The sequence below is a fragment of the Citrobacter sp. W9 genome (assembly GCF_026719375.1).
GTDB classification, from domain to species: domain Bacteria; phylum Pseudomonadota; class Gammaproteobacteria; order Enterobacterales; family Enterobacteriaceae; genus Citrobacter; species Citrobacter werkmanii.
Window position 1 is genome coordinate 39,667 of record NZ_JAPPTE010000016.1, and the last position, 12,270, is coordinate 51,936.

The following is a 12,270-nucleotide window of genomic DNA, read 5'->3' on the forward strand; positions in this document are numbered from 1 at the left end:
CTCTTAAATCTGCTTTTCCATAACGTACAAAATACTGGTCTGGGAGGCGGTAGTGAAAGCAGTTTCCTTCACAAGCGTCATCCCTTGCCGTTCATAGAACTGCCGGGCCTTAGGATTATCAGCCAGTACCTCAAGCCAGAGCCATTTTTCATCCTGCTCTTTGGCCTGGCGAATAACTTCGGCAAAAAGCTGCTCACCGTACTGTTTGCCCGTTGCATCTGGCATCAGGTAGATCTTATGTAGCAATGCCCCTGAACGCCCTTCTGGATCAATAGAGTGGCGGAGACTGTATTTGGCAAAGCCAACCGGCGCGTCGGCAAAGGCGATAAGCCAGAAGGTTCCGGGCTCGGCCAAACTGCTGGATATCGCTGGTAAGGAATATTCCTGCTCAAGATAAGCGTCGAGCTCGCTCGGGTTTTTCCACAAAGGCGCAAAGTGATGTCGATAGCTGATATAGCCCATTGCGCTTAGCAAGCTGGCATCGTCGACGGTTGCCATTTCAATCTTAAGCATTTCTATTCCGTTCAAGAAGTTAGTGTCAGAAGCATTGTTGCACTATTATTGAGCTGCACAAAACATAAACAAAAAATGTAGATCTATGTCACATTTCTGCGTTATACAGGAACCTTGTTACTGAACAGGAGGGGCCGTTATGACGTCGCTATCTCGTCCGCGAGTGGAGTTTATCTCCACCATCTTGCAGACCGTGTTGAATCTGGGGCTGTTGAGTCTGGGCCTGATCCTGGTTGTATTCCTTGGGAAAGAAACGCTACACCTGGCGGATGTACTGTTCGCGCCGGAACAAACCAGCAAGTATGAGCTGGTGGAAGGGCTGGTGGTTTACTTTCTCTATTTTGAATTTATCGCGCTGATTGTGAAGTACTTTCAGTCAGGATTTCACTTTCCGCTGCGCTACTTTGTTTATATCGGGATCACCGCAATTGTGCGGTTGATCATCGTCGATCATAAAGCGCCGATGGATGTATTGATCTATTCTGCGGCGATCCTGCTGTTGGTGATTACGCTGTGGCTGTGTAACTCTAAACGGCTGAAGTGAGAGTAAAAGACAACACGCCGCAATCCGGCTGCGGCGTGTTGTATGTCAGGGTTACTGCGCAGAGGCTGGCTGGGTTTTCTCTGCTGCGGGTTCCCACAGTTCTTCAAGTTCTTCCAGCGTTTTGCCTTTGGTTTCCGGCACGAACTTCCACATAAACAGCGCCGCCAGAATACCCATACAACCGTAAATCCAGTAGGAGAAACCGTTGTGGAAATGGGAAACCAGCCACGAATTTTTGTCCATCATCGGGAAGGTCCAGGAGACGAAGTAGTTCGCCAGCCACTGAGCGGCGACGGCAATGGCGAGCGCTTTGCCACGAATCGCGTTCGGGAAGATTTCTGCCAACAGCACCCAACAAACCGGTCCCCAGGACATGGCGAATGCGGCGACGTAAAACAGCATCGACAGCAGCGCTATCAGCCCGGAAGCCTGGGTGTAAAACGCGGTGCCAAGGCTGAACATCCCAAGAGCCATACCCAATGCGCCAATTATTTGCAGCGGTTTGCGACCAAATTTGTCCACCGTCATGATTGCCAGTACGGTGAAGCTCAGGTTGATTACGCCGACAATAATAGTCTGCAAGAGCGCCACATCGGTGCTGGCCCCCAACGTTTTAAACACTTCCGGCGCGTAGTACAGCACGACGTTAATACCGACAAACTGCTGGAAGATGGAGAGCATCACGCCGATGACGATAACGCCCACACCAAACATCAACAGGCGTCCGCCGGTTTTACGGCCATGCTCCAGTGACTGATTGATCTCCTGCATGGCCTGGGTGGCGAGGCTGTTGCCCATAATTTTGCGCAGAATGCCCTCCGCCTGCTCGTGTCTGCCACGCGCCATCAGCCAGCGCGGGCTTTCCGGGACGGTGTACAGCAACAGTAAAAACAGCAGGGCGGGAATGCTTTCGGAAGCAAACATATATCGCCAGCCATCGGTATTCAGCCAGTTAGCGTCACCGGAACGGGCAATAAAATAGTTAACGCAATACACCAGCAGTTGACCAAAAATAATGGCGAACTGGTTAAAGGAAACCAGTTTCCCACGAATATGCGCTGGAGCCAGTTCTGCAATATACATCGGTGAGAGCATTGAGGCTAAACCAACGCCAATACCACCAATGATGCGATAAATAACAAATTCGGGGACGTATCCGGCCAAATAAACAGGCACGGCATTATCTGGGTTAATCGTGGTAAATCCTAATTCTGGCCACGCAGAACCAATACCGGAAATAAAGAACAGCAGGGCGGCGATTTTCAGCGAGTCCCGGCGACCGAAGCGGTTACTGCAATAACCGCCCAGCGCACCGCCGATGATGCAGCCAATCAACGCGCTGGCAACGCAAAAGCCTAACAGCGAGTTGGCGGCGGATTCACTTAAATGTTGCGGGGCGACAAACACGGTATTTAAGGATTCTACCGTTCCGGATATGACGGCGGTGTCATAGCCGAATAATAGCCCTCCTAATGTTGCTACTAATGTAATCGAAAAAATATAACTGGAATTATATTGGGTGTTCATTCAGACCTGCCTTAGAGGATACAGCTCTTTTGATCAGTGTCGTGATGGTGGATTTAACAGGCAGGGAAGACAATTATCATTTTTTACATTGCAATTATGTTTTGTCTTTTCTGTGATCTTAATTCTGTTTAATTTGTCTGTTTTCAGGTGGTAAATATAATTGCAGTGATGGGGGCCACGAAAGGAAATAATCGTAACAGCAATGCAAAATAACATAAAAAAGGGCGCTCCGTAGAGCGCCGAATAACAGTCACAGGTTGGGATAACATAAGTTGAGGGTTGCAGTGGCATTGCCCGTTGCCGGACAGGTACTTCGATAAAACTTAACCTTTCACACCACCCGCCGTCAGGCCGTTGACCAGCCAGCGCTGTGCCAGCAGGAACACCAGAGTGATCGGAATGGCGGAAAGTACAGCAGCGGCGGCAAAGTCGCCCCACAAGTAGTTCTGTGGATTGAGGTACTGCTGCATACCTACCGCAAGGGTGTAGCTGTTCACATCACGCAGCAGCAGTGACGCGACCGGTACTTCGGTAATAGCGGCAATGAATGACAGAATAAACACGACCGCCAGAATTGGTACGGAAAGCGGCAGCAGTACCAGGCGGAATGCCTGCCACGGCGTGGCGCCATCCAGCGCGGCCGCTTCTTCCAGCGAACCGTCGATGGTTTCAAAATAGCCCTTAATTGTCCACACATGCAGCGCGATACCGCCGAGATAGGCGAAGATCACGCCGCCGTGAGTGTTCAGGCCGATAAACGGAATGTACTGGCCCAGGCGGTCAAACAAGGCATACAACGCGACCAGAGACAGCACCGCCGGGAACATCTGGAAGATTAGCATCCCTTTCAGCAGGGTCGCTTTACCCGGGAAGCGCATACGGGCAAAGGCGTAAGCACAGGTGGTGGAAAGCGTCACAATACCAATCGCGGTAATGGTGGCGACTTTCACCGAGTTCCACAGCCACAGCAGCACCGGGAACGGCGGCGGAGTGACGCGGCCATCCGCATGTTCTACGCTAAAGCCCAGCGCCAGTTTCCAGTGTTCCCAGGAAATATTATCCGGGATCAGGCTGCCGGTAGCGAAGTTACCTTCACGCAGCGAAATGGCGATGACCATCAGCAGCGGGAACATGATCGCCGCGATAAAAATCAGCAGCCCTAAGTGCGTTGCGAATAAACGTAACTTTTGTGATTTCGGTTGGACCATAGCCATTGTCGTTATCTCCCTTAATCAAACTTCATACGTGTGGCTTTCAGGTTCACAATCGCCAGCGCGCCAACCAGCAGGAAGATCAGGGTGGCAATCGCCGCCGCCAGCCCGAAGTCCTGACCGCCGCCGCCTTCAAAGGCGATACGGTAGGTGTAGCTGACGAGCAGGTCGGTGTAACCGGCAGGCGTAGTGGTGCCAAGACGGTCCGGACCGCCGTTGGTCAACAGTTGAATCAGCACGAAGTTATTAAAGTTAAAGGCGAAGCTGGCGATCATCAGCGGCGTCAGCGGCTTGATCAGCAGCGGTAACGTAATTTTAAAGAAGTTCTGGAACGGACCCGCGCCGTCCATTGCCGAGGCTTCATACAGATCGTCAGGAATCGCTTTCAGCAGCCCCATGCACAGGATCATCATGTACGGATAACCCAGCCAGGTGTTAACGATGATAATCATCGAACGCGCGGTGGTTGGATCGCTAAACCAGGCCGGCTTGATACCAAACAGCGCGCTGAGCATCATGTTGATTTCACCAAAACTCTGGTTGAACAGCCCTTTGAAAATCAGAATCGAGATAAACGATGGTACGGCGTAGGGCAGAATCAGCAGGACGCGGTAAATCGCTTTGCCCTTCAGAGATTCCCACTGCACCAGACAGGCCAGCACCATACCCACAGCCACGGTCAGAATCACCGTCAGGACTGAGAACACTACCGTCCAGACAAAGATGGCGAAGAACGGTTTCTGGATGCCCTCGTCGGTAAATACGCGAGTGAAATTGTCCCAGCCGATGGTGACGGTATAGCCCGGGCTGAGTTTTTCAGTACCCCAGCTACCATCTGCGTTAATGGCCTGATAATAACCAATATCGTTATTAGCGCGGTACTTCACGCCGCTTTGGTTGTTGGTGAGCGTCCCATCATCGGCCAGGGAGTAGAGCGGCTGCGTACCGGAGAACTGACGCAGTGAACTCATGATGACTTTGCTTTCGTCCGGCAGAATGGCTGTTAGCTGAGTCAGCGCCTGACGATTTTGGGTGATGATGCGCAGCGTCGCACGTTCGCCAGTTGGCAGCGCCTCGGTTTCTTTTAACTGCAGCTTCTGTTCGCCGCCAAATTTAAAGGCGTCGGAAACATAATTTTTTCCCGTTTCACCGTCGGTGAGGGCCAGTTGCCACTCATCACCCGCCGGATACAGGCCAAAGTTGTAAGTTTTACCTGCCTGATAAGAACGATCCATCAGGACTTGTTGAGCACGTTCAAAGGTCAACTGGTTGGTGCTGCTGTAGTTGGTAAAAGCAATGGCGATGGTACAAATGAGCGGAAACAGGACAAACAGCCCCATACCGGCCACGCCAGGATAAACATAGCGCCAGGCATAGGCTTTACGGTTAGCGAAAATATACAGGCCAACAGAGCTTAAAATGAGCGTCATGATGGCAAACAGATACTCCCCCTGAGCGTACATCAAAACAACAAGGTAACCGACCAGCAGACCAAGCAGACCCATTACTGACCATTTCAGCATGTCGCTTTGCCACCAGTGTTTCTTTTTAATGACATCCATGGGGTTCAATCCTCAACAACAATGAAAACCTGTTGGTCAGCGTGCCTGATGGCGCTGCGCTTATCAGGCCTACATACGTTGTAGGCCGGATAAGGCATGTATGCCGCCATCCGGCACGTTCACAACTGTATTACTTGGTGATACGACCCTGCGCGTCTTTCAGCGCGGCATCGACGGTCTGACGACCGCTGGCGGCGTTGATCACTGCGGTACGCACGGCATACCAGAATGCGGACATCTGCGGGATGTTCGGCATGATTTCGCCTTTCTGGGCGTTATCCATGGTGGCTGCGATACGCGGATCTTTCGCTAACTGTTCCTGGAAGGATTTCAGCGCAACCGCGCCCAGTGGTTTGTCCTTGTTCACTTCATCCAGACCCTGGTCGGTCAACAGGTAGTTTTCGAGGAACTCTTTCGCCAGTTCTTTGTTCGGGCTGGCGGCGTTGATACCCGCGCTCAGTACGCCAACGAACGGTTTAGACGGCTTGCCTTTGAAGGTTGGCAGCAGCGTAACGCCGTAGTTCACCTTGCTCTTATCGATGTTGGACCACGCCCACGGACCGTTGATGGTCATCGCGGTATCGCCTTTGTTAAAGGCAGCTTCGGCGATGGAGTAGTCGGTATCCGCATTCATGTGTTTGTTTTTGATCAGGTCGACCAGGAAGGTCAGGCCCGCTTTCGCGCCAGCGCTATCCACGCCAACGTCTTTCACGTCGTACTTGCCGTTTTCAAACTTGAACGCGTAACCGCCGTCGGCGGCAATCAGCGGCCAGGTGAAGTACGGTTCTTGCAGGTTGAACATCAGCGCGGATTTACCTTTCGCTTTCAGCTCGTTATCCAGCGCCGGAATTTCTTCCCAGGTTTTCGGTGGGTTCGGAACGAGGTCTTTGTTGTAAATCAGCGACAGCGCTTCCACGGCGATCGGGTACGCAATCAGTTTGCCGTTATAGCGTACGGCATCCCAGGTGAACGGATAGAGCTTGTCCTGGAACGCTTTGTCTGGGGTGATTTCAGCCAGCAGGCCAGATTGTGCGTAGCCGCCAAAACGGTCATGCGCCCAGAAGATGATGTCCGGGCCGTCGCCAGTCGCGGCAACCTGCGGGAACTTCTCTTCCAGCTTGTCTGGGTGCTCAATGGTAACTTTGATACCCGTGTCTTTCTCGAATTTTTTACCCACTTCAGCGAGGCCGTTATAGCCTTTGTCGCCGTTAATCCAGATGACCAACTTACCTTCTTCAATCTTGGCGAGAGCCGAGGCGGAAAACATCATCGTCGTTAATGCAGACAATGCGAGGATGCGTGCGCCAGTTTTGATATTCATAGTTCCCATCCTGTTTGGTGATTTTGCAGAGGTGGCTTAACGGGTACTAGTTTCTTTATACGGCAACCTCTTTCCATCCTCCTTACACCTACGCCCCACCCGTTCTTTATGTGATCTGTGTTACATAAATGTGAGTATTGCGCACTGGCGCACATAAAACCCCACCCATTTTTGCAAGCTGCATCACGAAATTCCTCTGAGGCTGGTGGTCCGGGTCTCAGACGCTGCGCTCTCATCCTCCCGCCTCCTCCCCCATAAAAAAGCTGGGGGGTGGAGGATTCACGCCCGTGAGGGATAACGCATAGTCAGTCCATCATGAATGTTGCTGTCGATGACAGGTTGTAACGAAGGGAGAAGGGCATGGCGAGCGTACAGCTGCGAAATGTAACGAAAGCCTGGGGTGACGTGGTGGTATCGAAGGATATCAATCTCGACATTCACGAAGGGGAATTCGTGGTGTTTGTCGGACCATCAGGCTGTGGTAAGTCGACCTTGCTGCGTATGATCGCCGGACTTGAAACCATCACCAGCGGCGACCTGTTTATCGGGGAGACCCGGATGAACGATATTCCGCCCGCCGAACGCGGTGTGGGCATGGTCTTCCAGTCCTATGCGTTATACCCCCATTTATCCGTCGCGGAAAACATGTCGTTCGGCCTCAAACTGGCCGGCGCGAAAAAAGAGGTAATGAACCAGCGCGTTAATCAGGTAGCTGAAGTTCTGCAACTGGCGCACCTGCTGGACCGTAAACCGAAAGCGCTTTCCGGTGGACAACGTCAGCGTGTGGCGATTGGCCGTACGTTGGTTGCCGAGCCGCGAGTATTCCTGCTGGACGAACCGTTGTCGAACCTTGACGCCGCGCTGCGCGTCCAGATGCGTATTGAAATCTCCCGCCTGCATAAACGTCTTGGCCGCACGATGATTTACGTCACCCACGATCAGGTCGAAGCGATGACCCTGGCAGACAAAATTGTGGTGTTGGATGCCGGTCGTGTGGCGCAGGTCGGTAAACCCCTGGAGCTGTACCACTATCCTGCCGACCGCTTTGTCGCGGGCTTTATCGGTTCGCCAAAGATGAACTTCCTGCCGGTGAAAGTTACCGCAACGGCGATTGATCAGGTGCAGGTTGAATTACCAAACCGCCAGCAAGTCTGGTTACCCGTCGACAGTGCCCGCGTTCAGGTGGGCGCCAATATGTCTTTAGGTATCCGCCCGGAACATTTGCTGCCCAGTGAAATCGCCGATGTCACCCTTGAAGGTGAAGTCCAGGTGGTCGAACAACTTGGTCACGAAACACAAATTCATATCCAGATCCCCGCCATCCGTCAAAACCTGGTTTACCGCCAGAACGACGTGGTGTTGGTAGAAGAGGGTGCCACATTCGCTATCGGCCTGCCGCCAGAGCGTTGCCATCTGTTCCGTGAGGATGGCACTGCATGTCGTCGGTTGCACCAGGAGCCGGGCGTTTAAGGTCCCCATAAAAAAACGAAACGCAAAACCATTCGCAGTTTCAGAAGGTGGCAGCGTTTAAAGAAAAGCAATGATCTCAGGAGATAGAACGATGATTACTCTGCGCAAACTTCCTCTGGCGGTTGCTGTGGCAGCAGGCATTATGTCTGTTCAGGCAATGGCTGTGGATTTCCATGGTTATGCTCGTTCCGGTATCGGTTGGACGGGTAGCGGCGGCGAACAACAATGTTTCCAGGCAACAGGTGCACAAAGTAAATACCGTCTCGGTAACGAATGTGAAACCTATGCGGAAATCAAATTAGGTCAGGAAGTGTGGAAAGAAGGCGATAAGAGCTTCTACTTCGACACCAACGTCGCCTACTCCGTAGCACAGCAGAATGACTGGGAAGGAACTGATCCAGCCTTCCGTGAAGCCAACGTGCAGGGTAAAAACCTGATTGAATGGCTGCCAGGCTCTACTATCTGGGCCGGTAAGCGCTTCTACCAACGTCATGACGTGCACATGATCGACTTCTACTACTGGGATATTTCAGGTCCTGGCGCCGGTATTGAAAACATCGATCTGGGCTTCGGTAAACTGTCTCTGGCCGCGAGCCGTTCTCAGGAAGCGGGTGGTTCATACGCGTTCAGCAGCCAGAATATCTATGATCGTACCAAAGATACCGCCAACGACGTATTTGACGTTCGTTTAGCGCAGTTGGCAACGAACACTGACGGTATGTTGGAACTGGGTGTTGACTACGGTCGTGCGAATACGACAGACGATTACAGCCTGGCAGACGGCGCATCAAAAGATGGCTGGATGTTCACCGCTGAACATACTCAGAGCATGCTGAAGGGCTACAACAAGTTTGTTGTTCAGTACGCGACAGACTCCATGACCACGCAGGGTAAAGGTTTGAACCAGGGTTCTTACGGTTCTTCTTCCTTCACCATTACTAATCCAGATGGTAGTAAAACCAATTACGCCAATAACGTGATTAATAACAACGGTAGCCTGGTGCGTATTCTCGACCACGGCGCCATCTCTCTGGGCGACAAATGGGATCTGATGTACGTCGGTATGTACCAGAACCTCGATATGGATAACGATCTGGGTACCGAATGGTACACCGTCGGTATCCGCCCGATGTACAAATGGACGCCAATCATGAGCACCCTGATGGAAGTCGGCTACGACAACGTCAAATCTCAGCAGACTGGCGATCGCAACAGCCAGTACAAAATCACCCTCGCGCAACAGTGGCAGGCTGGCGACAGCATCTGGTCCCGCCCGGCAATTCGTGTCTTCGCAACCTATGCCAAGTGGGATGAGGAGTGGGGCTACGTCAAAAATGGTAACGACGTAACCAAATATGCAGCTGCAACGAACTCTGGTATCAGCACCACCAGCCGTGGTGACAGCGATGAGTGGTCCTTCGGTGCTCAGATGGAAATCTGGTGGTAATTCAGCACTAACCTGACGTAAAGACCGAAAGAGGGGCGTAAGCCCCTCTTGATTACGGTTTAGCGCGCTATTGCCTGGCCACCGCTGAACCCATGCTATCTGAGGTGATAACAATGAAAATGAAGAAAAGTCTCGTTGCCCTTTGTTTATCTGCAGGGTTATTTGCCAGCGCGCCTGGCATCAGCCTGGCCGATGTGAATATTGTTCCGCAGAACACCACCGCGGCGCCTGCTATTCCCACTGCTGCGTTGCAACAGTTAACCTGGACGCCTGTTGATCAATCCAAAACTCAGTCCACGCAGCTTGCGAGCGCGGGCCAGCGTTTGGATGTTGCTGGTATTACCGGTCCGGTCGCGGCCTGGAGCGTACCGGCCAATATTGGCGAGTTAACTCTGACGCTAACCAGTGAAGTAAACAAACAAACCAGCGTATTTGCGCCAAACGTCTTAATTCTTGATCAGAACATGACGCCATCTGCGTTCTTCCCCAGCAGCTATTTCACCTACCAGGAGCCCGGCGTAATGAGTGCCGATCGCCTGGAAGGCGTAATGCGTCTGACGCCAGCGCTGGGCCAGCAAAAGCTTTATGTTCTGGTCTTTACGACGGATAAAGACCTCCAGCAGACCACGACCCTGCTTGATCCGGCAAAAGCCTATGCCAAGGGCGTCGGTAACGCCGTTCCCGATATTCCGGACCCGATCGCGCGTCATACCACCGATGGTCTGTTGAAATTGAAAGTCAAAACCAGCTCGTCCTCCAGTGTGTTGGTCGGGCCGCTGTTCGGTTCTTCCGGCCCTGGCCCTGTCACTGTCGGCAATACCGCAGCGCCTGCAGTGACTTATGCGGCTCCGGCAGCAGCGGTTGCCGCTCCTGCGCCGCAGCCGGTGAAGAAAAGTGAGCCGATGCTGAACGACACCGAAAGCTATTTTAATCAGGCGATTAAGGATGCCGTGGCGAAAGGCGATGTCGATAAAGCGCTGAAGCTGCTTGATGAAGCTGAACGTCTGGGATCCAAATCAGCCCGATCCACCTTTATCAGCAGTGTAAAAGGCAAGGGGTAAACATCTCCCCACATTGTTGATTTTGCAACAACTGGTGCGTCTCCTGGCGCACCTTTTTTTATCCTTCAGTGCGAATTGTTACGCTTATGTTGCTCTGCCGATCACTTAATTGTGTTTGCTCACCCCGTAATGCCTTTTCTGCGATACAATGCCTTTAGGTTATAAATCGGAGAGTAAGGCATGCCACACCCTGCGTTAACGCAACTGCGTGCGCTGCGTTATTTTGATGCGATCCCGGCGCTGGACCCGCAACTGCTCGACTGGTTGTTACTGGAAGATTCCATGACCAAACGTTTTGAGCAGCAGGGCAAAGAAGTCACCGTCACGTTGATTCGCGAAGCGTTCGTTGGGCAAAATGAGGTGGCTGAAGAACTGACGCTGCTGCCTAAAGAGTCCCGCTATTGGTTACGCGAAATCCTGTTATGCGCGGATGGTGAACCCTGGCTTGCCGGGCGTACCGTGGTGCCTGAATCCACCCTGTGTGGCCCTGAACTGGCCTTACAAAACCTGGGGAAAACCCCGCTCGGACGCTACCTGTTTACGTCATCGACATTGACCCGAGATTTTATTGAGATTGGCCGCGATGCAGCGCTGTGGGGGCGTCGTTCCCGCCTGCGGCTGAGCGGTAAGCCGTTGATGCTTACCGAGCTTTTTCTGCCTGCATCGCCGTTGTACTGAGAGGAAGATAAAGATGGAGTGGAGTCTGACGCAGAATAAGCTGCTGGCGTTTCACCGCTTGATGCGTACGGATAAGCCAATCGGCGCCTTACTGCTGCTCTGGCCTACGCTGTGGGCATTATGGGTAGCAACCCCTGGCATGCCGCAACTGTGGATCCTGGCGGTTTTTGTCGCCGGCGTATGGTTAATGCGCGCTGCCGGATGCGTGGTGAATGACTATGCCGACAGGAAGTTTGACGGCCACGTTAAGCGTACCGCGAATCGACCGCTGCCGAGCGGGGCTGTCACCGAGAAAGAAGCCCGAACGCTGTTTGTCGTACTGGTATTGCTGGCCTTCCTGCTGGTATTGACGCTCAATACGATGACCATTTTGTTGTCCGTTGCGGCATTAGCGCTGGCGTGGGTTTACCCGTTTATGAAGCGCTATACGCATCTGCCGCAGGTGGTGCTGGGGGCGGCGTTTGGCTGGTCGATCCCGATGGCGTTCGCCGCCGTGAGCGAGTCCGTACCGCTGAGCTGCTGGCTGATGTTCCTCGCCAATATCCTCTGGGCGGTGGCCTATGATACGCAGTATGCAATGGTTGACCGCGATGATGACCTGAAGATCGGTATTAAATCGACCGCGATTCTGTTCGGCCAGAACGACAAGCTGATTATTGGTATCCTGCAGGTGGGCGTGCTGGTGCTGATGGCGCTGGTGGGCTGGTTAAACGGGTTGGGACTGGGCTATTACTGGTCTCTGTTAGTGGCTGGGGCGCTGTTTGTGTATCAGCAGAAACTGATCGTCAACCGTGAACGTGACGCCTGCTTTAAAGCGTTTATGAACAATAACTATGTTGGTCTGGTGCTGTTCTTAGGCCTGGCAATGAGCTACTGGCATTTTTGAGTTTGGCTTAGCCTGCAAAATAAAAACCGGTCATTATGACCGGTTTTTTT

At 52.6% G+C, this 12,270-nt stretch carries 11 protein-coding genes; 6 read left to right on the plus strand and 5 right to left on the minus strand.

From position 1 onward, the window contains the following. Positions 1-3: 3 nt before the first annotated feature. The gene (locus tag OOJ59_RS19975; protein ID WP_038636237.1) at positions 4-513 is read right to left on the minus strand and encodes a GNAT family N-acetyltransferase; all 510 of its coding nucleotides are present in this window, start codon (positions 511-513) and stop codon (positions 4-6) included. Positions 514-652: 139 nt separating this feature from the next. Here OOJ59_RS19975 and psiE point away from each other — a divergent pair, with 139 nt between their 5' ends. Further along, a complete protein-coding gene (gene psiE, locus OOJ59_RS19980; protein ID WP_160955799.1) occupies positions 653-1,057 on the plus strand; it encodes a phosphate-starvation-inducible protein PsiE in 405 nt (134 codons plus the stop codon). Positions 1,058-1,108: 51 nt separating this feature from the next. On the opposite strand, the gene xylE is transcribed toward psiE, so the two are convergent. From xylE to malE, 4 genes are all read right to left on the minus strand, one after another. Then, positions 1,109-2,584, minus strand: a complete 1,476-nt coding sequence (gene xylE / locus OOJ59_RS19985) for a D-xylose transporter XylE (RefSeq protein ID WP_038636240.1) — start codon at positions 2,582-2,584, stop codon at positions 1,109-1,111. Between the two features lie 323 nt (positions 2,585-2,907). Further along, a complete protein-coding gene (gene malG, locus OOJ59_RS19990) occupies positions 2,908-3,798 on the minus strand; it encodes a maltose ABC transporter permease MalG (protein WP_038636242.1) in 891 nt (296 codons plus the stop codon). Positions 3,799-3,812: 14 nt separating this feature from the next. Further along, positions 3,813-5,357 carry a maltose ABC transporter permease MalF gene (malF, locus tag OOJ59_RS19995; RefSeq protein ID WP_160955798.1) on the minus strand — a complete coding sequence of 515 codons (1,545 nt, stop codon included), beginning with the start codon at positions 5,355-5,357 and terminating at the stop codon, positions 3,813-3,815. 130 nt (positions 5,358-5,487) lie between these two features. Further along, the gene (malE, locus tag OOJ59_RS20000; protein WP_160955797.1) at positions 5,488-6,678 is read right to left on the minus strand and encodes a maltose/maltodextrin ABC transporter substrate-binding protein MalE; all 1,191 of its coding nucleotides are present in this window, start codon (positions 6,676-6,678) and stop codon (positions 5,488-5,490) included. Between the two features lie 360 nt (positions 6,679-7,038). On the opposite strand from malE, the gene malK reads away from it, so the two are divergent. From malK to ubiA, 5 genes are all read left to right on the plus strand, one after another. Beyond that, complete coding sequence (gene malK / locus OOJ59_RS20005) at positions 7,039-8,148, plus strand: maltose/maltodextrin ABC transporter ATP-binding protein MalK (RefSeq protein WP_038636246.1); 1,110 nt, start codon at positions 7,039-7,041, stop codon at positions 8,146-8,148. A 91-nt stretch (positions 8,149-8,239) separates the two neighbouring features. After that, on the plus strand, positions 8,240-9,595 hold the full coding sequence (locus OOJ59_RS20010; RefSeq protein WP_038636248.1) for a maltoporin: 1,356 nt from the start codon (positions 8,240-8,242) through the stop codon (positions 9,593-9,595). A gap of 113 nt (positions 9,596-9,708) precedes the next feature. Beyond that, positions 9,709-10,656, plus strand: coding sequence for a maltose operon protein MalM (gene malM / locus OOJ59_RS20015; protein ID WP_069325183.1), 948 nt, complete (start codon positions 9,709-9,711; stop codon positions 10,654-10,656). Between the two features lie 180 nt (positions 10,657-10,836). Then, on the plus strand, positions 10,837-11,334 hold the full coding sequence (gene ubiC, locus OOJ59_RS20020) for a chorismate lyase (protein WP_038636252.1): 498 nt from the start codon (positions 10,837-10,839) through the stop codon (positions 11,332-11,334). 13 nt (positions 11,335-11,347) lie between these two features. Next, entirely contained in the window at positions 11,348-12,220 is an 873-nt protein-coding gene (gene ubiA / locus OOJ59_RS20025) for a 4-hydroxybenzoate octaprenyltransferase (protein WP_003826589.1), read from the plus strand. The last annotated feature ends 50 nt before the right edge of the window (positions 12,221-12,270 follow it).